This window comes from Rhodococcus rhodochrous (assembly GCF_014854695.1).
Taxonomy (GTDB): domain Bacteria; phylum Actinomycetota; class Actinomycetes; order Mycobacteriales; family Mycobacteriaceae; genus Rhodococcus.
This window is the reverse complement of record NZ_CP027557.1, coordinates 3634329-3658829: the sequence shown is the minus strand read 5'-3', so window position 1 is coordinate 3658829 and position 24501 is coordinate 3634329. Positions and strand designations below refer to the sequence as shown.

The following is a 24501-nucleotide window of genomic DNA, read 5'->3' as shown; positions in this document are numbered from 1 at the left end:
GCCCAAACTTCAGGACAGCAGTTTCAAGGAGGACAGCGATGACCGTCATCGAGACGCATACCGTAGGGGGATCGACGCGCGACAGCGTGTTCGACGGGCGGCTGGAATGGACCTCGGCCTGTCCGCTCAGCCATCTCATTCCGGGCCGCGGCGTGGCCGTGCTGCTGCGCGGCGGCGAGCAGGTGGCCCTGTTCCTGCTCGACGACGGAACCCTGCGCGCAGTGGGCAACTTCGATCCGTTCGGCCGCGCCGCGGTGATGTCCCGCGGCATCGTGGGCGACCGGGGCGGAGAGCCCACCGTGGCCTCGCCGCTGCTCAAGCAGGTCTTCTCCCTCGACGACGGCCGGTGCCTCGACGATCCGTCGGTGCGTCTGCCCGTCTATGAGGTGCGCGTGTGGGCGGGAGTCGTCCAGATCCACAGCCTCGTCCCGCGCGACCGGCGGCACGAGGATGCGACCGGAGAGGGTTCGTGAGCGACGACAACGTGCCGCTGCGGGGATTCACCATCGGCGTGACGGCAGCTCGGCGTGCCGACGAGTTCGCCACGCTCCTTACCAGGCGTGGGGCCGAGGTCGTGCACGCCCCCGCCATCCGCATCATCCCGCTGTCCGACGACGACGAACTCGAGCGTGTCACCCGTTGCATCGTCGCGCAGCCCCCGGACATCACGATCGCCACCACAGCGATCGGGTTCCGCGGGTGGATGGGCGCAGCGGAAGGCTGGGGACTCGCCGACGACCTCGCGCAGGCACTCGGCGCGAGCCGGATCCTCGCCCGTGGCCCGAAGGTCACGGGCGCGATCCGGGCCGCCGAACTCCGCGAGGAGTGGTCCCCTTCCTCGGAATCGTCCGCCGAGGTGCTCGAACTCCTGCTGAACGAGGGTGTCGCCGGCCGCCGCATCGCGGTGCAGTTGCACGGTGAGCGCACCGAATGGGAACCCGGGACCGACGTGTGCGAGGCGCTGCGCGCTGCGGGCGCCGACGTCGTGCCCGTCCCGGTCTACCGGTGGACGCCCCCCGAGGATCTCACCGCGCTCGACCGGATGATCGAGCAGATCGTGGAACGTGGACTCGACGCCGTGAGCTTCACCAGCGCACCGGCCGTCGCGTCGATGCTCATGCGGGCCAAGGAGACCGGCTGGCTCGAGCCGATGCTGCGGTCGCTGCGCACCGGCGTCACCGCCGTGTGCGTCGGTCCCGTCACCGCGGCACCGCTCACCGAACTCGACGTGCCCGTCAGCATGCCCCACCGATCCCGGTTGGGTTCGCTCGCCCGGCACATCGCCGAGGAACTTCCCCGGCGGGCCGTGCGCATCGAGGCCGGCGGTCACGTGCTCAGCCCGCGAGGGCGCTGCGTGATCGTCGACGGCACCGTGCGGTGCCTTCCCCCTGCCGGGATGGCCCTGATGCGCACGCTCGTCGCGCGCGCCGGTCTCGTCGTCTCCCGCGAGGAACTCCTCGCTGCCCTGCCCGGTGGGGGTGGCGACACCCACGCCGTCGAAACCGCGGTCGCCCGGGTGCGCTCGGCTCTCGGCGCACCGGCGATCGTGCAGACCGTCGTCAAGCGTGGCTACCGCCTCGCCGTCGACCCGGAAGGAATGCATCCATGACCGGTACACACACCGACCCGGCATTGCTGCTCGTCGCGCACGGCACCCGCAATCCGCGCGGTGTCGACATGATCGCGGCGCTCGCCGATGCCGTCTCCTCCCGCGTCGGCCCCACCCGTGTCGCCTTCGTCGACGTCCTCGGCCCGTCGCCCTCGGAGGTCCTGCGCGACACCGACCGTCCGACCGTGCTCGTCCCCGCCTTCCTCGCCTCCGGCTATCACGTGCACACCGACGTTCCGCGCGAGGTCGCGGCCGGTGGGAACGACGCGGTGACGATCACCCCCGCGCTCGGTCCCGACCCTGCTCTCGCCCGTGTTCTCGTCGAGCGGTTGCGGCAGGCAGGCTGGGTCGAGGGCGACGACGTCGTGCTTGCGGCAGCCGGCTCCTCCGACCCTCGCGCCCGCCGCGACGTCCACGTGACGGCCCGCATGGTTTCGTCGCTCGTGCGGACCCCGGTGCGGGTCGGGTGGATCGCCACCGGCGAACCGCGGGTCGCGACAGTCGTGGACGAGGTCCGTGCCGGCGGCGCGCGTCGGGTGTTCGTCGCGTCCTATCTTCTCGCCGACGGCCTTTTCCACCGTCGCCTGTCGGAGGTCGGCGCCGACGGCGTCGCCGCGCCGATCGGTGTCGCCGAACCCGTCGTCGACCTCGTGGCCCGGCGCTACCGCTCCGCAGTCGACGCGTTGCGCCTCGCTCCTGTGGGAGCGGCTCGCCACTGCGACTGAATCAGCGGGGGAGCGGCAACAATTCGACGCGATCGCCGTCCACCGCTCCCGGCGGCACCACGGCGATCGCGCTGCGTCCGATGAGACCGGCGAGATGCGCCGTGCGAATCGTGTTGTCGCACAACCATCGTCCCTGCCCGTCCTGACGGGCGGGCAGCAACCGCGTGATGTCGCCGACGACCTCCGAGGCATTCGCCAGTGGAGCGGTCACAGGAGTCGCCGGGGTACGGAGGGTGCGGCCGTCGGCGATCGCAGGCAGCATCACCAGCAGCGTCGCCACCGCCGCCACCGGATTCCCGGGCAGTCCCAGCACTGCACGGCCGTCCGGCAGCGTCGCCGCGACCTGCGATCCGCCGGGCTTGCACCGGACGCGTTCGACGACCACCTGCGCGCGGGCCCGCGCCAGCGCACCGCGCAACTGGTCGGCGGCGCCACCACCCGTCGCGCCGACGATGACGATCGCATCGGCGTCGGTGCCCGTGAACAACGCGTCGAATCCGTCCGCGGTGTCACGGAGATGTCCTTCGCCGACCACCGTAGCGCCGCACCAGCGGACGAAGTCGGGAAGTATCGGACCCAGCGAGTCGCGCGTCTGCCCCTCGCGGAGAGGACCGGTGCGACGGATCTCGTCGCCGGTAAGCGCGATGTGCACACGCAGCGGACCGCGCACCCGAAGCTCGGTGACCTCACCGCTGGCGGCTGCGGAGACGACCGCCGGGCTCACGGCGGTGCCGGCCTCGGCAAGGACCGTCCCCGACTCCCAGTCCTCCCCGCGGCGACGCGCGTCGTCGCGCACGGGTGCATCGGGCAGACGGGTGACGAAACCGCCCTCCACACGGACGAACTCGTCGCGCACGACAGCGGTCGCGCCGGCCGGCAGGTGGGCGCCCGTCGCGATCCGGGCGGCCTCTCCGTCGCCGAGCGTGAGCGAGCCCCCGTCACCGGCGTAGCGGATCTCGTTGCGCAGCAACCACGGTCCGTCGCCCGCCACCGCGTAACCGTCCATGGCCGAGGTCCGGACGCGAGGCAGCGCCTCCGCCGCGACGAGCGGTGCCGCCAACGTGGCGCCTTGCGCCTCCTCGACCGGAACGGTGCGGGAAGGCAACGGTGACAATGCTTCTCGTAGGATTCTCCGCGCGTGGTCGGGGTCGGGGGCCACACGGGCGGTCGCGGATCCGGCGCGCGCCGCCTCCAGATCGGCGGGGGTGTCGCAGTCGGTCGCTTCGGAGACCGGGACGGTGACGTACCGCTCGGGCAACAACGCTTTCATGGGCCGGTTCGCGACGTCTCCACCGAGTGAGTCCAGACGCGCGGCCAGCGCCGGTGTCCGCCACGCGGCGAGCAGGAACTGCACCCGTCCGGTGTCGTCCACCGCGAAGGCGGCCTCGGCCGCCACATCCTCGTTCAGGGACTTCAACAGGGCCGCGACGGTCTTCGGGGTGACGAACGGAAGGTCGGCGGCGAGAGTGACCACGAGATCGGCGACCGGATCCGCCGCTGCCAGTGCCGCGACCGGACCCGCGCCGGGCGGTGTCTCCTGGATCTGCAGCACGTGGGGGTCGAGATCGTCGCGGTGCGGACCCACCACCGTCACCCGCGCGCACCCCTCGACCGCGTCGAGGGCGGTGTCCAGCATCGTGCGGCCGCCGACGGTCAGAGCGGGCTTGTCGACGCCTCCCATGCGGGTCGCGCGGCCTCCCGCGACGATCACGGCTTCGACGTGGGTGAGCGTGCTCATGTCTTCATGCTGCCTCATCCGCTCCGCTCGTGATCGCCTGAGTCCGGCGGGAACCGGTGCCGTGCCCGGGTGAGATCGATCCGGTCGCCGGAGATCGGGACACCTTCGAGTTCGAGGCGTGCGAGTTGCCGGCGTGCGAGGTGCGCGGCCGGTCGCCCGGAGGCGGGGACCACGCGGTGCCACGGCAGGTCCGCGGAATCGGTCCGCATGATCCAGCCGACGGTGCGTGCACTCGACAGGCCCGCGGCACCGGCGATGTCGCCGTAGGTCACGACCCGGCCCGCGGGCACGGAGGCCACGAGTTCGCGGACCCGCTCGATCTGCTCGTCCGTGGTGACCACCGGCTACACCATCCGGGCCACGAGTTCGGCGGTCTCGGCGGGACGGGCCTGGTCGATCATGTGGTCGCAGTCGAATTCGAGCAGGGTCAGGTCGTCGCCGAGTCGTTCCGCGAGGTCGCGACGGAAATTCGCCGTGGTGTACGGGGGCTGCACCTTCCCGGCCCGTACGAAGATCGTCGGGATACCGGCCGGCGGCAGGACGGGTCCGCGGGCCAGTTCGCCCCACGAGGTCACCAGCGCCGGTACGCAGATCCGCCAGTTGACGCGCCCCGAGTCGAGTTCGACGAGGTGCTCGGCGATCTCCTCGTCGAGCAGTTCGGGTGCCACCTCGCCCCAGTCGCCGTGGACCTTCTCGGCCCGGGCCTCGGCCTCGTCCGTGTAGTCGGGATTGTGGAGGGTGAGGTCGGCGATCTCGAGCATCCGGTCGGCCGGGAGACCGATCGCCGGATCGAGGAGCACCAGCGCCCGCACCCGGTCGGGCACCGCGGCGGCGAGATGCAGCGCGAGGGCACCCCCGAAGGAATGGCCCACCACGGTGACGGGACCGGTGGTGTGCGCGTCCAGCACCGCCGTCAGATCGGCGACGTGCGCCTCGAACGACCACGGGGGAGTCCACGGCGACCGGCCGTGTCCCCGCAGGTCCGGAGCGACGAACCGCAGGTGGGGCAGGTGCCGTTCGGCGAGGTTCCGCCAGCGTCGACCGTGACCGGTGAGTCCGTGCAGGGCGAGGACCTCCGGCCCGTCGTCCGGCCCGAACAGATGGGTGTGCAGAAGCTCCGTGGCACTCACGCCGACCACTATCCCAGTCGGGACCACGCGGTGTGCTCCCGGACGCTGTCGTACCCGTCTGGTGGGATGGGGTCATGCTCGACGTCGATACCGGCACCCCCCACCTGCACCCACCACGGGCGCAGGTCACCGACCTGCCTGCCACCGTCTCGCGCATGTCCGAACCGCAGATCCCCGATCGCGTCCGTCGCCCGGCCGCGCGCCTGGTACGCAGGTCCGCCGAGGCGCCGGTGGCCCGCGAGTGGCCCGACGACGTGCGCGTGCTGTTCGACGACGCCCCGCCTTCCCTCCGCTGGCGGCCGTGGCAGGTCCTCGGCGGTCCCGGCACGGGCAAGACGTCCCTGCTGGTCGATCTCGCGGTCCACCGCATCGCACGCGGCGCCGATCCCGAGTCGGTGCTGATCCTCACGCATTCGCGGCGGGCCGCCACCGCCGTGCGCGAGGCGATCACGGCCGGTCTGATCGCGCTCGGCGACGGCGCCGTGCCCCGCGCGACGCGCGAGCCGCTCGTCCGTACCGTCCACTCCTACGCCTTCGCGGTGCTGCGGTTGCAGGCCTCGGCGCACGGTAATCCGCCGCCGCGCCTGATCACCGGCGCCGAACAGGACGCCGTGCTGCGCGAACTGCTGCGCGGCGACATCGACGACGGCGCCGGGATGTGGCCCGAGCGGTTGCGTCCGGCACTGGGCATGACGGGCTTCGCCGTCGAACTGCGCGACCTGATGCTGCGCGCGAACGAGCGCGGTCTCGGTCCGGAGGATCTGGTGGCGCTCGGGGAGCGCCGCACTCGACCGGAGTGGGTCGCGGCCGGGCGTTTCGCGGAGCGCTACGAGCAGGTGATGCTGCTGCGCGGTGCCGTCGGTCTCGAAGCTCCGGAGGCCACCGCTCCGGCACTCGACGCGGCCGAACTGGTCGGTGCGGCGCTCGCGGCGTTCGCGACCGATCCCGATCTGCTGGCCGCCGAGCGCGGCCGGATCCGCCATCTGCTCGTCGACGACGCCCAGCATCTCGATCCGCAGGCCGCCGACCTGGTCCGCGTGATCGGTACCGGCACTCGCACGAGCACGATCGCCGGCGACCCCGATCAGGCCGTCTTCGGTTTCCGCGGCGCCGACACTTCCTTCCTGGAGAGCCTCGGCGAGGCCGACGGATCGCGCCGGGTCGTATTGGGTGTCAATCATCGTGCCGCTCCCGAGGTGGCGTCGCTCGCCGACGGGATCGCCCGCAGACTGCCGGGCCTGCCGCCGCACCGTGGTATGGCCGGGCACCGCGTCGAGGAAAACGATCCCGGGCGGGTCCGCGTGGCGGTGTGCTCGTCGCAGGCCAAGGAGGCGGCACTGGTCGCCGACACCCTGCGCCGGTCCCATCTCGTCGACGGTGTGCCGTGGTCGCGCATGGCGATCGTGGTCCGGTCCGTGCCGCGGGTGCTCGCTCCGCTGCGCCGCGCGCTGCTCGCGGCGGGCGTCCCGATGACGACCGCCGCCTCCGAACTCCCGCTGGCCCGTCAGCACAGCGTCGCGGGACTGCTGCTCGTGCTCCGCGCGGTGTCCGACAGCGGCTTCGGCGGCGACGAAGCGCTCGCCCTGCTGTCCGGGCCCATCGGCGGTGCCGAACCGGTCGCGCTGCGCAGATTGCGGCGTGGCCTGCGACGGGTCGAACTCGCGTCGGGCAACGACCGCGACTCCGCCGAACTGCTGCGCATCCTGCTCACCGAGGGTGACGACACCACCGAGAACGCGCACCTGATCCGTGGACTGACCGACGTCGAGGCCGCCCCGCTGAAGAAGGTGCTCGGTGTGCTGCGCAAGGCCCGCTCGGCGGCGCTGCGCGGGGGCGGTCTCGAGGATGTGCTGTGGGAGGCATGGCAGGCCACCGGACTCGAACGGCGATGGGCCGCCGCGTCGGCCTGGGGTGGGCCGATCGGTGCGCAGGCCGACCGCGATCTCGACGGCGTCGTGGCCCTGTTCGACGCCGCAGCCGACTACGTCGACCGTCTGCCCCGCGCACACATCGCCGGGTTCGTCGACTACCTCACCGAGCAGGAGATCCCCGCCACGGCCCGCACCCGCGTCGCCGCCGAATCCGAAGCGGTCACGGTCGTCAGCGCGCACTCCGCCGCCGGTCGCGAATGGGACGTCGTGGTGGTCGCCGGTGTCCAGGAGGGCCTGTGGCCGAGCCTGCGAGCCCGCGGCACCCTGCTCGGCATCGAAGCTCTGATCGACGCCGTCTCCGGCGCCGACGGCGGCGACGAGGCCGGTGCGCGGCTCTCGCGCACCGCACCGCTGCTCGCCGAGGAGCGGCGCCTGTTCCTCGTGGCGTGCAGTCGCGCCCGCACCCACCTCCTGGTGACGGCCGTCGACTCGGTGAGCGGCGACAGCGAACTGGTCCGTTCCCGTTTCGTCGACGAACTGCGCGGTGTCGACACCGACGAGCTCGATGCGTCCGACGATCTCCTCGCCGAACCCGTGCCCGACGAGGTGCGCACCCGCGTGCTGGCCCTGCCCGCGCTCGTCGCCGAACTGCGCAGCGTGGTGTGCGATCCGGAGATCGCCGAGACCGAACCCGAACGACAGCAGCGCGCCGCTCAGCAACTCGCGCGGCTCGCGCGGGCCGGGGTCCGCGGCGCCCACCCCGACGACTGGTACGGCACGGCCGATCCCAGCACGGCCGACCCGCTGTGGGATCCCGACGACGACGCGGTGCGGTTGTCGCCGTCCACGGTCGAGCAGCTCACGACCTGCCCGCTGCGGTGGATGTTCGAGCGGCACGGCGGTTCCGACGGCGAGAACAGCCACGCCGTCACCGGCACGCTCGTCCATACCCTCGTCCAGGCGCTCGCCGGACGGATCCCGCCCGACCGCATCGATCAGGCCCTCGAGAAGGCATGGGACTCGGTCGATCTGGGCGCCGAATGGTATGCCCGCCGCGAGCTCGAACGCACCCGTCGCATGCTCGACACCTTCTCGACGTGGCTGCAGGGCACGCGCGGAGAGCTCACCGAGATCGGCGTCGAGATCAAGGTCGACGGCATCCTCGAACCCGATTCCGACGACAAGCCCCGCGTGCGGCTCCGCGGTCGCATCGATCGGCTCGAACGCGACGCCGAGGGCCGTCCGGTCGTCATCGACGTCAAGACCGCGAAGAACCCGGTGTCGAAGGACGCCGCGCGCGATCATGCCCAGCTCGCCGCCTACCAGGTCGCCGCGGCGGCCGGCGCGATCGAGGGTGAACCGGCATCGGAGCCCGGTGGCGCGCGCCTGGTCTTCGTGGCCAAACCCCACAACAAGGAAGGCGCGACGCAGCGCGTGCAGCCGCCCCTCGACGAGGACGGTCTCGCCCAGTGGCGGGAGATCATCCACGACGCAGCGGCCGCGACCCGCGGCCCCCGTTTCGTCGCGAGGGTCAACGACGGGTGCCGGCACTGCCCGGTGCTGTCGAGCTGCCCGGCACACGACGAAGGCAGGCAGGTGACAGGGGAATGAGTGCTCCACGGGTGAGCGCGAAGCGCCTCGCGGAGGCACTGGGACAGTTGCCGCCGACGACCGAGCAGGCCGCCGTCATCGAGGCCCCGCCCGGCCCGATGCTGGTCGTCGCCGGAGCCGGTGCCGGCAAGACCGAGACCATGGCTGCGCGGGTGGTGTGGCTCGTCGCCAACGGTCTCGTCGAACCAGAGCAGGTGCTGGGCCTGACCTTCACGCGTAAGGCCGCGCAGCAGCTCACGGCCCGTATCCGGGCGCGCCTGGCCAAGCTCGCCGGATCGGCGCTCCTGCGCGACCTCGACCCGAGCGGTGGGTTGCGCGCGCGGATCCTCGGCAGCGAACCCGAAGTGAGCACGTACCACGCGTACGCCGGTCGCCTGCTCACCGAGCACGGTCTGTTGCTGCCCATCGAACCGTCGGCGACCCTGCTGTCCGAGACCGAGCTGTGGCAGGTCGCGCACCGCGTGGTCAGCTCGTGGGACGGCGAACTCGACACCGACCGCAATCCTGCATCGGTGACCGAGGCCGTGCTCGCCCTGTCCGGCCAGCTCGCCGAGCACCTCGTCGAGCCGGATCTGCTGCGCGACGCCCACGTCGAACTCGAACAGCTCGTGCACACCCTCCCGCCCGGTCCGGGGCAGCGCGGAGCACCGTCGAAGACGCTGCTCGGCTACCTCGAGACCCAGCACGCGCGGTTGCAGTTGCTTCCGCTCGTCGAACGGCTGTCCGAGACATTGCGCCGCGAAGGCGCCCTCGACTTCGGCAGCCAGATGTCGCTCGCCGCGCGGGTCGCCCGCGATCACCGCGAGGTGGGAGCCGGTGAGCGGGAACGATTCCGGGCTGTGCTGCTCGACGAGTACCAGGACACCGGGCACGCCCAGCGCGTGTTGCTCGCTGCCCTGTTCGGCGGTGGCGCCGATCCCGGTCTCGCGGTCACCGCGGTCGGCGATCCCATGCAGTCCATCTACGGCTGGCGCGGTGCGTCGGCCGCCAACCTGCCGCGGTTCGCGACCGACTTCCCGGCGGCCGACGGCGAGCCGGCACCCACCCGCGAACTGCTCACCAGCTGGCGCAATCCGCCGCAGGCCCTCGAACTGGCGAACGTCTCGTCCGAGCCCCTGCGCGATCGCGGGGTGTCGGTCAGCCGGTTGCGTCCCCGCCCCGACGCGACCGCCGGCGACGTCCGCCTTGCACTGCACTCCGACGTCGCGGTCGAACGCGACTGGGTCGCCGACCGGATCGCCGCCGAGTACGCCGCCGCCCGCGAGGCCGGACGCACACCGCCGACCGCTGCGGTCCTCGTCCGGCGCAACGCCGACGCCGCGCCGATCGCCGAAGCGCTGCGCGCCCGCGACCTTCCGGTCGAGGTCGTGGGCATCGGTGGGTTGCTGCACACGCCGGAGGTCGCCGACGTGCTCGCGATGCTGCGTCTCGCGGCGGATCCGCTGGCCGGAAGCGCGGCCGTGCGGGTGCTCACCGGTGCCCGCTGGCAGCTCGGTGCCGCCGACCTGAAGGCGTTGTGGGAACGCGCCCAGGAACTGGCCATCGCGGGACGCTGGGGTGTCGCCGGCGCGGTGACCGATCCCGATGCGCTCGAGGACGCCCTCGATTCGGCGCTGCCCGGTGAGTACGCCGATCAGGCCGGTCTCGCGGACGCGATCTCCGATCCCGGCGACAGCAGCCGCTATTCCGAGTTCGGCTACGCGCGCATCGTCGCGCTGGGCCGCGAGCTGACCTCCCTGCGCGAGCGGCTCGGTCAGCCGCTCACCGAACTCGTCGCCGAGGTCGAGCGTGTGCTCGGTATCGGCATCGAGACCGAGGCCCGCGTGGGCATCAGGCGCGGTGTCGCCGGCCGCGAGCATCTCGACGCCTTCGCCTCCGTCGTCGCGTCCTACGCGGGACGCACCAACGCGACGCTTCCCGGTCTGCTGTCCTACCTCGCGGCGGCGGAGGAGATCGAGCAGGGACTCGCACCCGGTGAGGTGGAGGTCGACCCCGACCGCGTGCAGGTCCTCACCGTCCACTCCGCGAAGGGCCTCGAATGGGAGGTCGTCGCGGTGCCGCACGTGGCCGCCGGGGTCTTCCCGTCGTCCACGGCCGCCGCGACCTGGCTCGGTTCGGCGACCGAACTGCCTCCGCATCTGCGGGGCGACCGGGTGCTGCCCGACGACGATCCGGGCAGCACCGACGGTGTGCCCGTGCTCGACCTCGACGACGTCTCCGATCGCAAGATGCTCGAGCGGGCCATCGACGCCCACAAGGACGCGCTCAAGCGCCGCAAGCTCGACGAGGACCGCCGGTTGTTCTACGTCGCTCTCACCCGCACCGAGCGGGCACTGTTCGTCTCCGCCCACCACTGGGCCGACACCGGATCCGAACCGAAGGGGCCCTCGCCGTTCCTCGGAGAACTGCACGAGATCGTCGCGGCCCGGCCCGAACTCGGTGCGGTCGACCACTGGGCTCCGGAACCCGAACCGGAGGAGGAGAATCCGCTCACGGCCTCACCCCGCAGCGCACTGTGGCCGCGCGACCCGCTCGGTGCCCGGCGCACCGAGGTCGAACGCGGCGCGGCACTGGTCCTTGCCGAGTTCGACCGGACCGACCTCCCGACCGAGTACGACGACGATCCCGACGAGTGGGCCACCGACGTCGATGCGCTCCTGGCCGAACGCGAACAGCGCGCCGAGCAGAGCGCCGAGGTGGTGCTGCCCGCACAGCTGTCCGTCAGTCAGCTCGTCGATCTCGCCACCGATCCCGACGCCCTCGCTGCCCGTCTACGTCGTCCGTTGCCGTTCCGGCCCAATCCGCTCGCGCGTCGCGGCACCGCCTTCCATGCGTGGCTCGAGCGCAGATTCGGCGCGACACGCCTGCTCGACCTCGACGAGCTTCCCGGTGCCGACGACGAGGACGGCGACGATTCGCACTTCGACCGGCTCCAGGAGGCGTTCCTGCGGTCGAAGTGGGCGTCGCGTAACCCCGTCGAGGTCGAGGTGCCGTTCGAAACGGCCCTGGGCGGCACCGTGATCCGTGGACGCATCGACGCCGTCTTCGAGGATCCGGACGGGGGCTGGACGGTCATCGACTGGAAGACCGGCGCCGAACCGGAAGGCGAGAAGCTCGCCGCGGTGGGTGTGCAGCTCGCCGCCTACCGTCTCGCCTGGGCGCAGTTGATGGCGGCGCGGACCGAGCGGCTCACCGGCCGGCCGGCCGAACTACCGCTACACAAGGTTCGAGCGGCTTTCCACTACGTCCGCACCGGACGCACCGTCGCACCCGAGGAACTGCCGAATGCGGCGATGCTCGAACGCCTCGTGCTCGAGGCGGGGAATCTGCGAGGGCGTGCCGACGGCGAGTGACACCGACTCAGGGGCGCTGCCCGATACCGGTGGCCACTTCGTGTGCCCGGCGCCCGGCGGTGTCGGGTGTCAGGGGAGCGGTGGGCATCCCGGCTCCTTCCCGCAGTCCCGACAGGAATTCCTCGAGGATCTCGGGCGGCGAATACTGCGGTTCCCAGCCCAGTTCTGTGCGGGCGCGCGTGCTGTCGAGCAGCGGAAGTTGCAGAACGGTGTCGAGCAGGCCGGGGGAGGCAGGAACGAGATGCGCGTGCCACGCCGCCCTCACGGCCTCGCGGAGTGCTGCACGCGGTACGGGGATCTTCCTGGCGGAGAACATCTCTGCCAGGAACGCGCCGTCCACGGGTGGTTCCGTGGCGAGGTTGAACGCGCCGCGGACGGGCCGGACGGTCGCACGGACGAAGGCGTCGGCCACGTCGCTCGTGTGTAGTACCTGGGCACGCAGATCCTCGACCAACGGCATCACGGGGAGCAGTCCGCTGCGCAGCAGGTTTCCCGGGAGCAGGGGGCCGACGAACAGGCGTCCCTGGGAGGTCGCCGATTCGCGCTTGAAGATGAAGTAGGGCCGCATCCGCACGATGCGCATCTCCGGCGCCCGTAATTCGAGGGTGTCGAGAAAACGTTCCAGATACGTCTTCTCGCGGGGATAGGCGGCACCCGGCCATCCGTGTGTGGGCCAGTCCTCGGTGACGCGATCCGTCGAGCTTCCGGGCGAATAGGCCGCGACCGACGACGAGTAGATCAGCGCGGGAACCTTCTCCGCGGCAGCCGCCTCGAAGACAGAGATCGCGCCGAGCACATTGTTCTTCCAGGTCACCTCAGGGCGGTGAGTTGGCTGGAACAGCCAGGACAGGTGGATCACCGCGTCGGCGCCCCGCACGATCGGACGGAAGTCGTCGGTGGTGGTGTCGGCGACCGTGAAGGTCGCCTTGGGGGACGTCCACTCCGTCGGTCGTCGCGCGACGCCGACGATCTCGGCGACGTCGGGTTCGCGTCCGAGCGCCTCGACGATCCCGGTTCCCAGATTGCCGGTCGCGCCGACGACGACGACCTTCAGACCACGTCCGGTGTCCATACCGACGCATACCCGCTCGCTGTGACCTCAATCACCGCGTGTGGGTAGCTCAGCGGGAGGATGTGCGGCGGACCTTCAGTGCCTCGGTGACGAGCGGGATCTGCAGCGGGAGCCGGGCGAGCGACACCGCCTTGGCGGCGGGTGAGAGTTTCGGGCTGCGCAGCCACGTCACGGCCATCTGCACGTTGGCGGGGAAGACCGCCAGGAACAGCGCCGCGGCCAGGGAACCGCCGAGGCGCCGGGTGCGGGGCACGGCGAGCGCGCCGGCGACGGCGATCTCCGCGACCCCCGAGGCGTAGGTGTAGGTGCGGGCATCACCCGGCAGGGCGCGCGGCACGATGCCGTCGAAGGGTTCCGGTCGCACGAAGTGCAGGATTCCGACGCCGAGAAGAAGACCTGACAGCCGGATCGCAGAGCGCTGTGCCGCTTTCGTGGACATGCGTGCCACACTAACGCGCGGCGGTACGCTGCGATCCGGTATCGGGCGCAGTCCGTTCGGTACCGCGACGACCGAGGGTGGCCGCCAGTGGAGGCCGACAGCAGGAAGGTGGGACACCGCGATGCCCGGGAGGTTGCGTGCGCGGTTCAGCCGCTCCGATCAGCTCACCGAGCGCCCCGACTTCGCGCTCGTCGGTGTGCTGCGCGTCCCCCAGGAACAGACGAGTCCCGGACTCGCGATCGCGCGTCGCATCGGCTACGCGTTCGCTGCACTGTTCCTCGCGGTCGTCGTGGTCTACCTCGATCGCGATGGATACCGCGACGCCCAGGGCGACGAACTGTCGCTGCTGGACTGCGTCTACTACGCCACGGTCTCGCTCTCGACCACCGGCTACGGCGACATCACCCCGTTCACACCCGAAGCGCGCCTGATCAACATCCTGCTGATCACCCCGCTCCGGGTGTTCTTCCTCATCGTGCTCGTCGGTACCACTCTGTCGGCACTGACCGAGAGTTCCCGGCAAGCATTCAAGATCCAGCGTTGGAGGCGCCGCGTGCGTAATCACACCGTCGTCATCGGTTACGGCACCAAGGGCCGTACCGCAGTCGACGCGATGCTCGGCGACGGGGTACCCCCGTCCGAGATCGTCGTGGTCGACACCGATCCGGTGGTTCTCGAGTCCGCGGCCGGCCAGGGCCTCGTGACGGTTCAGGGTTCGGCGACGAAGTCCGATGTGCTCAGGCTCGCCGGGGTGCAGCACGCGTCGGCGGTGATCGTCGCCGCGAACCGCGACGACACCGCGGTGCTCGTGACCCTCAGCGCCCGCGAGATCGCCCCGCGCGCGAAGATCGTCGCCGCCATCCGCGAGTCGGAGAACACCCACCTGCTGCGTCAGTCCGGTGCCGACTCGGTGGTCATCTCGTCGGAGACGGCGGGGCGCCTGCTCGGCATCGCCACGACCACTCCGAACGTCGTCGAGATGATCGAGGACCTGCTCACACCGGAAGCCGGATTCGCCATCACCGAACGCGACGTCGAGCCCGGCGAGGTCGGGGGATCTCCCCGGCATCTGAAGGACATCGTCCTCGCCGTCGTCCGCGACGGGCGGATGTGGCGGATCGGTTCGCCCGAGGTCGACGCACTCGAAGCGAGCGACAAACTGCTCTACATCCGGCTGGTGGGTTCGCCGCCGGGCGCCATGCGTGGCTAGGGTGCTGATGTGACCGGTTTCGCTCTGTCGGGTACCCCGCTGCTCTCTCGTACCGTCGTCGACCGGGCGGAGGAGCTGCGTTCGGACGAGGACGCCCTGCGCGCCGGCTGGGCCGACGCGAAACTCCTGCGGGTCGATCGACGCAACCAGGTCCGCGTCTCCGACAGCGCTCTCGTGCTCGGTGAGGCGTCGGAACTCGGTCCCGAACCGGTCGAGGGCGCGATCTTCCTGGGTATCCGCGACGGACATCACGTCTGGGCGGCCCGCGTCCTGGCGCAGACGGGCACGGTGGCCGATCTGCGACGCGTCGGCGAGCGTCTCGACGATGCCGACGCCGACCTGATGGTCAGCGCGGTCGCATTGCTGAACTGGCACGACAACGCCGGCTACAGCGCGGTCGACGGCTCGCCCACCCGCCCGACGATGTCCGGCTGGTCGCGGATCAGCACCGAGACCGGGCACGAGGAGTTCCCGCGCACCGACCCGGCGATCATCTGTCTCGTGCACGACGGACACGATCGGGTCCTGCTCGCCCGGCAGCCGGTGTGGCCCGAACGGCGCTTCTCCGTTCTCGCGGGCTTCGTCGAAGCCGGTGAGTCGCTCGAATCGTGCGTGGTGCGGGAGATCCGCGAGGAAGTCGGTGTCGAGGTGCGCGACGTGCGATATCTCGGCAGTCAGCCCTGGCCGTTCCCCCGGTCGCTCATGCTGGGATTCGCGGCGATTGCCGATCCCGAGCAGGCGCTGGACTTCCGCGACGGGGAGATCACCGAGGCGCGGTGGTTCACCCGCGAGGAGGTCCGTGCGGCGCTGGCGACGGGCGACTGGGCCTCCGCCGAGGACGCCCCGCTGCTGCTGCCCGGCTCGATCTCCATCGCGCGCGGGATGCTCGAGGGCTGGGCCAAGGACTAGAAGGCCCGAAATCGAGGGTCCGGGCACGAGAGAGGCCGGCCGCGGCGGACGCGACCGGCCTTTCCGAACGAGCAGGAACTACAGACCCAGAGCGCGCTGGACCTCGGCGAGCGACGGGTTGGTGGCGGTGCTGCCGTCGGCGAACTTGACGGTGGGCACCACGTGGTTGCCGTTGTTGACGCTGCCGACGAACTCCGCCGCGGCCGGATCCGACTCGATGTCGATCTCGGTGTACGCGATGCCGTTCTGGTCGAGCTGGGTCTTCAGCCGCCTGCAGTAACCGCACCAGGTGGTGGAGTAGACGGTCAGGGCGGGTGCGTCGGTGGTCGTCATGTCTTGGAGAACATCACAGCCGCCGAACATGTTCCGCGACCGGGGTGAGCTGTGGTCCTCACCACAGCGGGCGGGGTCACCGGGGGCTGCGCTGTCGGCGGTCGCTGTCATGATGGAGGCCATGTGTGCGGATGTGGTGGACGGTCTCGACCCCGAGCAGGCAGCAGCGGTACTCGCCCCACGCGGACCGGTCTGCGTGCTTGCCGGTGCCGGCACCGGCAAGACCCGCACCATCACGCGCCGCATCGCCCACCTCGTCTCCGCCGGTCACGTCTCCGCCGGCCAGGTCCTCGCCGTCACCTTCACTGCCCGCGCGGCAGGGGAGATGCGCTCACGCCTGCGCGCCCTGGGCATCGGCGGCGACGGCACGCAGGTGCAGGCCCGCACCTTCCACGCCGCCGCCCTGCGGCAGCTGCGGTACTTCTGGCCGCAGGTCGTCGGCGACACGCCGTGGCAACTGCTCGACCGCAAGTTCGCGGCGGTCTCGCAGGCCGCGCACCGGTGCGGCTTCCCGACCGACACCGACACCGTGCGCGACCTGCTGTCGGAGATCGAATGGTCCAAGGGCACGCTCGTCGCGCCCGAGGACTATCCCGCCGCGGCCGCCCGCGCCCACCGCACCCCACCGGCCGATCCAGAGCGGGTCGCGCGCGTCTACGAGACCTACGAGCAGCTCAAGACCCGGTCGGGCGACGGGATGTATCTCGACTTCGACGACCTGCTGCTGCACACCGCCGCGGCCCTCGAGGACAACCTCGCGGTGGCCGAGGAGTTCCGCGACCGCTACCGCTGCTTCGTCGTCGACGAGTACCAGGACGTCACTCCGCTGCAGCAGCGCGTGCTCGACGCCTGGCTCGGCGAGCGCGACGACCTCACGGTGGTCGGCGACGCCAACCAGACCATCTACTCGTTCACCGGCGCCACCCCGAAGCACCTGCTCGACTTCTCCCGCCGGTTCCCCGACGCCACGGTCGTACGCCTCGAACGCGATTACCGCTCCACCCCGGAGGTGGTCGACCTCGCCAACCGCGTGATCGGCGCGGCGCGGGGCCGCATCGCCGGCACCCGGCTCAAGCTCGTCGGTCAGCGTCCGTCCGGACCGGAGCCCACCTTCGCCGAGTTCGACGACGAGCCCGCCGAAGCCCAGGCGGTCGCCAAGGCCGTCGCGAAACTGATGGGCAAGGGGGTCCCGGCAGCCGAGATCGCGGTGCTCTACCGCATCAATGCCCAGTCCGAGGCCTACGAGCAGGCGTTCACGCAGGCGGGAATCCCGTACCAGGTGCGCGGAGGTGAAGGCTTCTTCAACCGCGCGGAGGTCCGGCAGGCGGTCAATGCCCTGCGTCAGGTGGGTACACGCGACGACCTGCCGGAGGACGCCGGTCGCGGTGCCGGGCTGCTCAGCCTCGTCCGGGCCACCCTGGTGCCGCTGGGCCTGACCGACACCGAACCGGTGGGTGCGCAGGCACGCGAGCGCTGGGCGTCGCTCGTCGCGCTCGTGCAGCTCACCGAGGAACTACTCGAGCACGAACCCGACCTCGATCTGCAGGGCCTGCTGCGCGATCTCGCGGCTCGTGCCGAGGCGCGTCAGCCACCGACCGTCCAGGGCGTCACGCTCGCGTCTCTGCACGCGGCGAAGGGCCTCGAATGGGACGCCGTCTTCCTCGTCGGGCTCACCGACGGCACCCTGCCGATCACCCACGTCACCGGCGACAAGGACACCCCGCCCGACGAGGCCGGCATCGAGGAGGAACGGCGGCTGCTCTACGTCGGCGTCACTCGTGCCCGCGTGCACCTGCAGTTGTCGTGGGCGTTGTCCCGCACGGCGGGCGGTCGCCGGTCGCGGCGACGCTCCCGCTTCCTGCACGGGCTCATCCCCGACAGTTCACCCGCGTCGAAGATCGCCGAACCGGCCTCCCCGCGGAAGAAGCGCCCGCAGTGCCGTGTCTGCGGCAAGCCGCTCATGGGCACCACCTCGACCATGCTCGGTCGCTGCGAGGGTTGCCCCTCCGATCTCGACGAGAATCTGCTCGTCGCGCTCAAGGAATGGCGCCGGGAGCGCTCGAAGGAGATGAAGGTTCCGGCCTACGTCGTCTTCAGCGACAACACCCTCGTCGCGATCGCCGAACAGCAGCCGCGCGACGATCGGGCGCTGGTCGCCATCCCGGGGATCGGGGCGAAGAAGCTCGAGCAGTACGGCGCCGACGTGCTCGCCCTCGTGCGGGGGGAGCGCACCGTCGATACCCTCGACCTCTAGCGCACCGTCGACACCCTCGACCTCTAGCGCACCGTCGATACCCTCGACCTCTGAGAACTACCCGGCCGACGTCTCGGCCGGGTTCACTCGGCGCACAGGCAGAAGTAGTGCCCCGCCGGGTCGCGGAACACCCGGAAGGTGCTCTTGTTCGATCCGTCGTCGGCGCGCAGCGCGTCGAGCCCAAGGACGAGACGTTCGGCTTCGTCGAGATCGGGCACGTGGAAGTCGAGATGGGCGTGCACACCGTCGGCGGGCCAGTGACGCGGCGTGAAGTCGGGATCGCGCTGGAACGCGATGGCGGTCGAGTCGTCACGGGCGAGTTCGACCCAGTTCTCTCGCTCGTTGGTGATCGTCCATCCGAGCAACCGGCGGTAGAAGTCGGCGAGCGCGCGCGGATCCGGGCAGTCGAGGACGGGCAGGAATCTCGTGGTCGCGAGGGACATGCCCTCCGACTGTAGTGCCGGGACGAAGACCGCGACACGAAACCGCAGGTAGAAAATAACTTGTGCCGATCGTGTCCACGAATCTAGGCTGGATGACGATGTCACGGGAGACGGCCCGTGCGCGACGAGAAAGTGAGGTGGCCCCGATGCTCGGCTTCGATGCTCGTGCAGTGGCAACGGCCCCTCGTGTCGCTGTGGCCGCCGCTACCACTCGCACTGCCACATCTGTGGCTCCCGTAGTGGCCGCCGCGCCGCGTGCACGCCGACGTGTGTACGCCGCTGCCGTCTCGTCCGTGGTCGGAAGTCGATCGGGAAGTATCTCCCGGTAGACCTTCGTCTCCTCCAGGCCACGGACCCCGCCCAGCGGACCGTGGCCTTTCTCGTTCTCCGGCCGGGTTCGCATCGCATTCCACCGAACCAACGAAGGAGCTCACGTGCCGAGCGAATACCCGTCGAGCCTGTCGAAACGAACGGAAGGAGACGAGATGCGTCGTACCGACGACATCCTGTCGCGCAGCGACACTTTCGCGGCGTCACGCAACGACCGCGACCGCGACACCCTGCCGTGCCACGACAACGACCCCGACCTGTGGTTCGCCGAGACCCGGCCGATCTCGAGTACGCCAAGACGCTGTGCGCGGGCTGCCCGGTGCGTGCCCAGTGCCTCGACGCAGCTCTCGAGCGGGAGGAACCCTGGGGCGTGTGGGGCGGGGAGATCATCGACCGTGGTGTCGTCGTGGCCCGCAAGCGGCCGCGGGGCCGGCCGCGGAAGAATCCGCTGCCCGAACCCCGCAAGGAACTGGTCTGTGCGTGAATACGGTTGCCCGGCTTCGTCACTCCTCGACGAAGCCGGGTAGCCATTCACTGAGGATGCGCATGTACGGCGCTTCGGCGTCGAGCTGAGCGCAGATGCCGACCGAACCGAGCAGCACCCGGAACACACCCACGTACTCGGGCGGAAGATTCAGTGTCCGGGCCGTCTTGAAGGTCGAACTCGAGAAGTCCGTGGCCGTGCCCGCCACCCGCTGCAGCCATGCGCGGGTGAAGTGGAACGACTCGGTGTGGATCGGATCGGTGAACGGCCGGAGGTAATCGGCGATCTCCTCGTCGGTAACCGTGCGGCCGGGCAGCACGAACTTGTTGTCGTAGAGCAGCCGGGTGAGTTCGTCGAAACGTTCCTCGAGCGCGAGCCGGACCATCCGCCCGAGCACCGGCGGGAAGCCGTCGGGCATCGCCGCCGTGGCGCCGAAGTCGATGACCCCGAGACGGCCGTCGTCGAGAAGCATGAAATTGCCCGGATGCGGGTCGCTGTGGAGCAGACCGGCGCGTGCGGGCGAACAGAAGTGGAACTCCGCGAGCAGCGCACCGGCCCGGTTGCGCTGCTCGCGCGTACCACCGTTGATGATCGCCGACAGTGGTGTCGCCGAAAGCCATTCGGTCACGACGACCTTCGGTGCACTCGCGACGACACGCGGGATCAGGAACTTCTCGTCGCCGGCGAAGGCCTTCGCGAAGGCCCGCTGGTTGTCGGCCTCGATCCGGTAGTCGAGTTCTTCCTCGGTGCGTGCGGACAACTCGTCGAGCAACGCACGCACATCGGCGCCCGGCATCATCGTGGCGAACAACCCGGCGAACCGGGACAGCGTGCGCATGTCGGCGCGCAGCGCCTCGTCGGCGCCCGGGTACTGGACCTTCACCGCGACCTCGCGTCCGTCCGACCACACGGCCCGGTGCACCTGGCCGATGCTGGCCGACGCGACGGGCACGTCGTCGAACGACTCGAAGCGCTCACGCCACTTCGTGCCGAGTTGCTGGTCGAGCACGCGGTGCACGGCCCGGGCGGGCAGGGGAGGGGCCTCGGCCTGCAGTTTGGTGAGCGCCTCCCGATACGGTTCGGCGAACTCCTCCGGGACGGCGGCTTCCATCACGCTCAGGGCCTGGCCGAACTTCATGGCGCCACCCTTGAGTTCGCCCAGCACGCTGAACAACTGTTCGGCGGCCTTCGCCGTCATCTCGGCGTCGATCTCCTCCCGATCCCCACCGGCGAGCCGACGACCGAAACCGACGGCCGCGCGCCCGGCGATTCCCAGGGGAATGCTCGCGAGCTTGGCAGTGCGGGACGAGCTTCTGCGAGGGATGTCTGGCACGCCCCCCATCATGCCTGACCGACCGGAGCGATGGCCGAGCAGTCGCACCGGGGATGACGGAACCATCGACGCGTGACGATGCGGTGGGTTCGCAGGTCCAGTTCGAGCGTGCGGTCGACCGCCGGAGTCACCGACGGATCGGCGGAGAGGAACGCCTCGATCTGACCGACGGCCATCGCCGCGGTCGCCGACGTCACCGCCCGACCGGCTTGGCCCTGCCGCCCGTACAGCTGACTCGCCAATCGCGGCCAGGACGGATCGAGATCGGTCCGTACGAGATCGGCGCAGCGCAGGCAACTGCTCCGGCCTGGGAGCACGAACGGACCGACGATGCCGCGTCCGTCCCGGATCCGCACCGCGAGATGAGGGATCCCGGCCCGCACGAGCATGTCGACGAGGTGGGGGTCGGGCACCTGCCCGTCGGCGAGGACGACACAGTCGGCCGGACCCTGCGGTTCGTCACCGGGCGACGAGCGCACCCACCGCACGTCCCACACCGGGAGATCCTCGACGATCGCCGCCGCGAGCGGACCCGAGCCGTGGACCCGCACCCGCCGCGGTCGCGCCGGACCGACCGACGACGCGGGGACCTGCCTGACCGCGCCCGTCGCAGTGAGCTCGTCGAGCACCTGCCGGACCCATCCGGACGGAAGACCACGCTCCGCCACGACGTCCAGCACTTCGTCGAGGGTGAGCCGGCCGTCGAGCAGCCGGACGAGAACGCCGAGGTCGAAGCTGTCCATGCCCTCGGGTGGCAGGACGACGGTCGCGGTGTCGGGACCCCAGCCGAGCTGGATCGAGCCGTCGGACCGTTCGAGCACGGCCAGTTCCGGATCGAGCCGGAGAACCGCCGCCTCGGGCGGCACGGGATTCGTGGTCGTCTCGCGCGATGCGGTGATCATGGAGACAGACTGACAGCACCCGCGCCCGTGGACGGCTCACGAGGAGCAGTTGTCCACAGGCGCGGGCACCGTTATCGGGTCGTTCTAGGAGGTGCTGTCGTCCCCGGGACGATCCTCGTCGGATCCCTCCTCGGCGGCGCGATCCCGTTCGGCCTGCTCGCGTTCCATGGTCGCCTGCAGCTGGGCGATCGGATCGTCGAAGGCTCCGGTACCGCCGCCGATCACACGGTCGACGAAGGCTGCCGGGTTGTCGAGATCCGACGAGTCCGGCAGCAGGTCGGGGTGCGCCCACACGTGGTCGCGGGCCTCGGTGCCGGCGTCGGTGGTGAGACGTCGCCACAGCGCGGCGGCCTCGCGCACCTTCCGGGGCCGCAGTTCGAGGCCGACGAGCGTGGCGAAGGTCTGTTCCGCCGGTCCGCCCGTGGCGCGGCGACGGCGCAGGGTCTCGGTCAGGGCCGAGGCGCCCGGGAGCCGCTCGCCGAGCGCGTCGGCGACGACCGTCTCGACCCAGCCCTCGACGAGCGCGAGCATCGTCTCGAGTCGTTCGAGTGCGGCCTTCTGCTCCGGGGTGGTCTGGGGTTCGAACGCGCCCTGCTTGAGGATCTCCTCGAGCTTGGACGGGTCGGTGAGTGCCGACGGATCGAGTCCCTGCGCGAGATCCTCGATCGACGACATGTCCATGCGGATGCCGCGTGCGTACTCCTCGACGGTCGCCAGCATTCGCTGACGCAGCCACGGCACGTGGCTGTAGAGGCGCTGGTGGGCGGTCTCGCGTGCGGCGAGGAAGACGAGCACCTCCTGGGCGGGCTGCTCGAGTCCTTCACCGAAGCTCTCGACCGCGGCCGGCAGCAGAGCAGCGGTGCCCTCCGGGCCGAGCGGGAGACCGATGTCGGTGGAGGTGAGCACTTCCTTCGACAGCTGGCCGAGGGCCTGACCGAGCTGGGAGCCGAAGGCGACCCCGCCCATCTGGGAGAACATGCCGAGCATGGGCCCGGCCATCGCGCGGGCCTCCTCGGGCAGACCGTTCAGCATCATCCCGTTGACCTGCTCGGCGATCGGATCGCACAGGCGCTTCCACGTCTCGAGGGTGTTGTCGAGCCAGTCGACGGGCGTCCACGCCACGACCTTCGACGCACCCGCGGGAAGCGTGGTGGCCGCGTCGAGCCACAGTTCCGCGAGGCGCGCGGCGTCGGTCACGGCGTCGGCGGTGCGGGGCGAGACCGGGTCGACGGACCCGATCTGCTGTCGTGCGAGCTTCGTCGCAATGTCGTAGTTGACCGGGCCCGAGCCGCCGCCGGAACCCATGGCGCTACCCATGCCGGCGAGCATCTGGCCGAACTGGCTGAGCATCTGACCGAACTGCGCGGGATCGAAGCCCTGACCGCCGAACGGGTTGTCGCCCCCGCCGCTGCCGGGCAGTCCGAATCCGAAGGGGATACCGCCACCGGATCCGCCGCTACCGGAACCCTCGTCCTTCCTGCGGTCGGGGTCGTCGTCGGGATTCGAGAATCCGAAGGGCGTGTCGCTCATGTATCCAACGGTACAAGGCGGCCCGGGCGGGGACCGGCATCGTGGTCACGCTCATGGCGAACACGGCGTGGTACGCCATCACGATGGGGCGTGGTACGCCGTCAGATGGGGCGTGGTACGCCATGAGCGACACAGCACGGTCGTGGTGCGGGGCATCGTCGGCCGACCGCTACCCTGGCCGGGTGAATCGTCGCTACGTCCTGCCGCTCGCGCTCGTGCTCCCGATCCTCGTCATCGTGGTCGTGGCGTTCAACGTCCGGGCGCCGTACGTGGCGCTCGGCCCCGGCCCCGTCTTCGACACGCTCGGCGAGATCGAGGGCACCCCGGTCGTGGCGCTCGAGGGGATCGAGGCGGACGAGACCGAGGGCAGTCTGTTCATGACGACCGTCGGGGTCACCGACAATCTCACCCTCGCGCAGACCTTCACCGCCTGGATCAGCGGTCGCTACGGCGTCGCGCCGCGCGAGCAGGTCTATCCGCCCGACCGCAGCAAGGACGAAGTGCAGGCCGTCGACCAGGCGCAGTTCGCCCAGTCGGAGCGGTCCGCCGAACTCGCCGCTCTGCACTATCTCGATCTGCCGGTGACCCTGCGGATCGCCGAGGTGGGCCAGGACGCTCCCGCCTCCGGGTTGCTCGAAGCGGGCGACCGGATCGTCGCCGTCGGCGGCGAGGAGATGCGCACGGCCGGCCAGGTCCAGCGCGCGGTCGGCGACGTGCCGCCCGGCGAGTCGGTGGGCATCACCGTCCTGCGCGGCGATGCCGAGGAGTCGTTCGACGTCCCCGTCGGTCCACGGCCCGGCGACCCGGACAAGGGCTTCCTGGGCATCGCCACCGAGGAGGTTCCCGAGGTGCCCTTCGAGGTCACCTTCAACCTGGCCGACATCGGCGGCCCGTCCGCCGGCCTGATGTTCAGTCTGGCCGTGGTGGACAAGCTCAGCCCGGGCCTGCTCAACGGCGGCCTGGACGTCGCCGGGACCGGCACGATCGACTCGGACGGGATGGTCGGGCCGATCGGCGGGATCACCCACAAGCTCACCGCGGCGTCGGAGGACGGCGCGACCGTCTTCCTGGTGCCCGCCGAGAACTGCGCGGAGGCGCAGAGCGGCGCCCCCGAGGGTGTGCAGCTCGTGAAGGTCGAGACGCTCGAGGGCGCGATCGACGCGCTGGCAGCGATCGCGGACGGACGCGACGCGCCGACCTGCAGCTGACCCATCCGCCGCCGAGG

The 24501-nt window shown here is 70.8% G+C and carries 19 protein-coding genes and 1 pseudogene; 10 read left to right on the top strand and 10 right to left on the bottom strand.

Translation table 11 applies throughout. The annotated features are described in order from the left end of the window. Nucleotides 1-38: 38 nt before the first annotated feature. Genes nirD through C6Y44_RS17000 form a run of 3 tightly spaced genes read left to right on the top strand, consistent with a single transcriptional unit; the run spans nucleotide 39 to nucleotide 2334 of the window. Nucleotides 39-473, top strand: a complete 435-nt coding sequence (nirD, locus tag C6Y44_RS17010; RefSeq protein ID WP_060651360.1) for a nitrite reductase small subunit NirD — start codon at nucleotides 39-41, stop codon at nucleotides 471-473. Further along, a complete protein-coding gene (locus C6Y44_RS17005) occupies nucleotides 470-1609 on the top strand; it encodes a uroporphyrinogen-III synthase (RefSeq protein WP_120279837.1) in 1140 nt (379 codons plus the stop codon). Before nirD ends, C6Y44_RS17005 begins: the two co-directional genes overlap by 4 nt. Beyond that, a complete protein-coding gene (locus C6Y44_RS17000; protein ID WP_120279836.1) occupies nucleotides 1606-2334 on the top strand; it encodes a sirohydrochlorin chelatase in 729 nt (242 codons plus the stop codon). The genes C6Y44_RS17005 and C6Y44_RS17000 overlap by 4 nt, the downstream gene beginning before the upstream one ends. 1 nt (nucleotide 2335) lies before the next feature. On the opposite strand, the gene C6Y44_RS16995 is transcribed toward C6Y44_RS17000, so the two are convergent. From C6Y44_RS16995 to C6Y44_RS16985, 3 genes are read right to left on the bottom strand one after another with little or no spacing between them, the layout of a single operon-like run. Next, a complete protein-coding gene (locus C6Y44_RS16995; RefSeq protein ID WP_159417901.1) occupies nucleotides 2336-4072 on the bottom strand; it encodes an NTP transferase domain-containing protein in 1737 nt (578 codons plus the stop codon). Between the two features lie 14 nt (nucleotides 4073-4086). Beyond that, nucleotides 4087-4413, bottom strand: a complete 327-nt coding sequence (locus tag C6Y44_RS16990) for an MGMT family protein (RefSeq protein ID WP_120279834.1) — start codon at nucleotides 4411-4413, stop codon at nucleotides 4087-4089. 3 nt (nucleotides 4414-4416) lie between these two features. Next, complete coding sequence (locus C6Y44_RS16985; protein ID WP_174247010.1) at nucleotides 4417-5202, bottom strand: alpha/beta fold hydrolase; 786 nt, start codon at nucleotides 5200-5202, stop codon at nucleotides 4417-4419. Between the two features lie 155 nt (nucleotides 5203-5357). Here C6Y44_RS16985 and C6Y44_RS16980 point away from each other — a divergent pair, with 155 nt between their 5' ends. Together C6Y44_RS16980 and C6Y44_RS16975 are read left to right on the top strand one after the other, a co-directional pair. Next, nucleotides 5358-8684: an ATP-dependent helicase gene (locus tag C6Y44_RS16980; protein ID WP_174247125.1), complete on the top strand. Its 3327-nt coding sequence runs from the start codon at nucleotides 5358-5360 to the stop codon at nucleotides 8682-8684. Beyond that, nucleotides 8681-12037: an ATP-dependent helicase gene (locus C6Y44_RS16975; protein ID WP_159417903.1), complete on the top strand. Its 3357-nt coding sequence runs from the start codon at nucleotides 8681-8683 to the stop codon at nucleotides 12035-12037. Before C6Y44_RS16980 ends, C6Y44_RS16975 begins: the two co-directional genes overlap by 4 nt. 7 nt (nucleotides 12038-12044) lie before the next feature. Here C6Y44_RS16975 and C6Y44_RS16970 read toward each other — a convergent pair whose 3' ends face one another. Together C6Y44_RS16970 and C6Y44_RS16965 are read right to left on the bottom strand one after the other, a co-directional pair. Further along, complete coding sequence (locus C6Y44_RS16970) at nucleotides 12045-13109, bottom strand: NAD-dependent epimerase/dehydratase family protein (RefSeq protein ID WP_159417904.1); 1065 nt, start codon at nucleotides 13107-13109, stop codon at nucleotides 12045-12047. Nucleotides 13110-13158: 49 nt separating this feature from the next. Further along, on the bottom strand, nucleotides 13159-13548 hold the full coding sequence (locus C6Y44_RS16965) for a DoxX family protein (protein WP_120279829.1): 390 nt from the start codon (nucleotides 13546-13548) through the stop codon (nucleotides 13159-13161). A 121-nt stretch (nucleotides 13549-13669) separates the two neighbouring features. Between C6Y44_RS16965 and C6Y44_RS16960 the strand changes: the two genes are divergently transcribed. Together C6Y44_RS16960 and nudC are read left to right on the top strand one after the other, a co-directional pair. Further along, the gene (locus C6Y44_RS16960) at nucleotides 13670-14758 is read left to right on the top strand and encodes a potassium channel family protein (protein WP_120279828.1); all 1089 of its coding nucleotides are present in this window, start codon (nucleotides 13670-13672) and stop codon (nucleotides 14756-14758) included. 9 nt (nucleotides 14759-14767) lie between these two features. Next, nucleotides 14768-15667, top strand: coding sequence for an NAD(+) diphosphatase (gene nudC, locus C6Y44_RS16955; protein ID WP_159417905.1), 900 nt, complete (start codon nucleotides 14768-14770; stop codon nucleotides 15665-15667). A 78-nt stretch (nucleotides 15668-15745) separates the two neighbouring features. On the opposite strand, the gene C6Y44_RS16950 is transcribed toward nudC, so the two are convergent. Continuing rightward, nucleotides 15746-16000 carry a mycoredoxin gene (locus C6Y44_RS16950; protein ID WP_016693351.1) on the bottom strand — a complete coding sequence of 85 codons (255 nt, stop codon included), beginning with the start codon at nucleotides 15998-16000 and terminating at the stop codon, nucleotides 15746-15748. Nucleotides 16001-16109: 109 nt separating this feature from the next. On the opposite strand from C6Y44_RS16950, the gene C6Y44_RS16945 reads away from it, so the two are divergent. Further along, nucleotides 16110-18254, top strand: a complete 2145-nt coding sequence (locus C6Y44_RS16945; RefSeq protein ID WP_120279826.1) for an ATP-dependent DNA helicase UvrD2 — start codon at nucleotides 16110-16112, stop codon at nucleotides 18252-18254. An 83-nt stretch (nucleotides 18255-18337) separates the two neighbouring features. Here C6Y44_RS16945 and C6Y44_RS16940 read toward each other — a convergent pair whose 3' ends face one another. Next, nucleotides 18338-18697, bottom strand: a complete 360-nt coding sequence (locus C6Y44_RS16940) for a VOC family protein (RefSeq protein WP_159417906.1) — start codon at nucleotides 18695-18697, stop codon at nucleotides 18338-18340. Between the two features lie 485 nt (nucleotides 18698-19182). Between C6Y44_RS16940 and C6Y44_RS16935 the strand changes: the two are divergent. Continuing rightward, nucleotides 19183-19511: pseudogene (locus tag C6Y44_RS16935) on the top strand (WhiB family transcriptional regulator). Nucleotides 19512-19530: 19 nt separating this feature from the next. Here the strand turns inward: C6Y44_RS16935 and C6Y44_RS16930 are convergent. From C6Y44_RS16930 to C6Y44_RS16920, 3 genes are all read right to left on the bottom strand, one after another. After that, the gene (locus tag C6Y44_RS16930; RefSeq protein ID WP_159417907.1) at nucleotides 19531-20856 is read right to left on the bottom strand and encodes an ABC1 kinase family protein; all 1326 of its coding nucleotides are present in this window, start codon (nucleotides 20854-20856) and stop codon (nucleotides 19531-19533) included. Next, complete coding sequence (locus C6Y44_RS16925; protein ID WP_159417908.1) at nucleotides 20853-21746, bottom strand: hypothetical protein; 894 nt, start codon at nucleotides 21744-21746, stop codon at nucleotides 20853-20855. Before C6Y44_RS16925 ends, C6Y44_RS16930 begins: the two co-directional genes overlap by 4 nt. An 84-nt stretch (nucleotides 21747-21830) precedes the next feature. Beyond that, nucleotides 21831-23276: a zinc-dependent metalloprotease gene (locus tag C6Y44_RS16920; RefSeq protein WP_159417909.1), complete on the bottom strand. Its 1446-nt coding sequence runs from the start codon at nucleotides 23274-23276 to the stop codon at nucleotides 21831-21833. Nucleotides 23277-23458: 182 nt separating this feature from the next. Between C6Y44_RS16920 and C6Y44_RS16915 the strand changes: the two genes are divergently transcribed. After that, complete coding sequence (locus tag C6Y44_RS16915; RefSeq protein ID WP_120283515.1) at nucleotides 23459-24484, top strand: YlbL family protein; 1026 nt, start codon at nucleotides 23459-23461, stop codon at nucleotides 24482-24484. The last annotated feature ends 17 nt before the right edge of the window (nucleotides 24485-24501 follow it).

Excerpts from the sequence above, each read along its gene's own strand:
- C6Y44_RS17000 (WP_120279836.1), top strand. The coding sequence starts at position 1,606 with ATGACCGGTACACACACCGACCCGGCATTGCTGCTCGTCGCGCACGGC.
- C6Y44_RS16970 (WP_159417904.1), bottom strand. The coding sequence starts at position 13,109 with ATGGACACCGGACGTGGTCTGAAGGTCGTCGTCGTCGGCGCGACCGGC.
- C6Y44_RS16960 (WP_120279828.1), top strand. The coding sequence starts at position 13,670 with ATGCCCGGGAGGTTGCGTGCGCGGTTCAGCCGCTCCGATCAGCTCACC.
- C6Y44_RS16920 (WP_159417909.1), bottom strand. The coding sequence starts at position 23,276 with ATGAGCGACACGCCCTTCGGATTCTCGAATCCCGACGACGACCCCGAC.
- C6Y44_RS16945 (WP_120279826.1), top strand. The coding sequence starts at position 16,110 with ATGATGGAGGCCATGTGTGCGGATGTGGTGGACGGTCTCGACCCCGAG.
- C6Y44_RS16925 (WP_159417908.1), bottom strand. The coding sequence starts at position 21,746 with ATGATCACCGCATCGCGCGAGACGACCACGAATCCCGTGCCGCCCGAG.
- nirD (WP_060651360.1), top strand. The coding sequence starts at position 39 with ATGACCGTCATCGAGACGCATACCGTAGGGGGATCGACGCGCGACAGC.
- C6Y44_RS16995 (WP_159417901.1), bottom strand. The coding sequence starts at position 4,072 with ATGAGCACGCTCACCCACGTCGAAGCCGTGATCGTCGCGGGAGGCCGC.
- C6Y44_RS16975 (WP_159417903.1), top strand. The coding sequence starts at position 8,681 with ATGAGTGCTCCACGGGTGAGCGCGAAGCGCCTCGCGGAGGCACTGGGA.
- C6Y44_RS16965 (WP_120279829.1), bottom strand. The coding sequence starts at position 13,548 with ATGTCCACGAAAGCGGCACAGCGCTCTGCGATCCGGCTGTCAGGTCTT.
- C6Y44_RS16950 (WP_016693351.1), bottom strand. The coding sequence starts at position 16,000 with ATGACGACCACCGACGCACCCGCCCTGACCGTCTACTCCACCACCTGG.
- C6Y44_RS16940 (WP_159417906.1), bottom strand. The coding sequence starts at position 18,697 with ATGTCCCTCGCGACCACGAGATTCCTGCCCGTCCTCGACTGCCCGGAT.
- C6Y44_RS16980 (WP_174247125.1), top strand. The coding sequence starts at position 5,358 with ATGTCCGAACCGCAGATCCCCGATCGCGTCCGTCGCCCGGCCGCGCGC.
- C6Y44_RS16930 (WP_159417907.1), bottom strand. The coding sequence starts at position 20,856 with ATGATGGGGGGCGTGCCAGACATCCCTCGCAGAAGCTCGTCCCGCACT.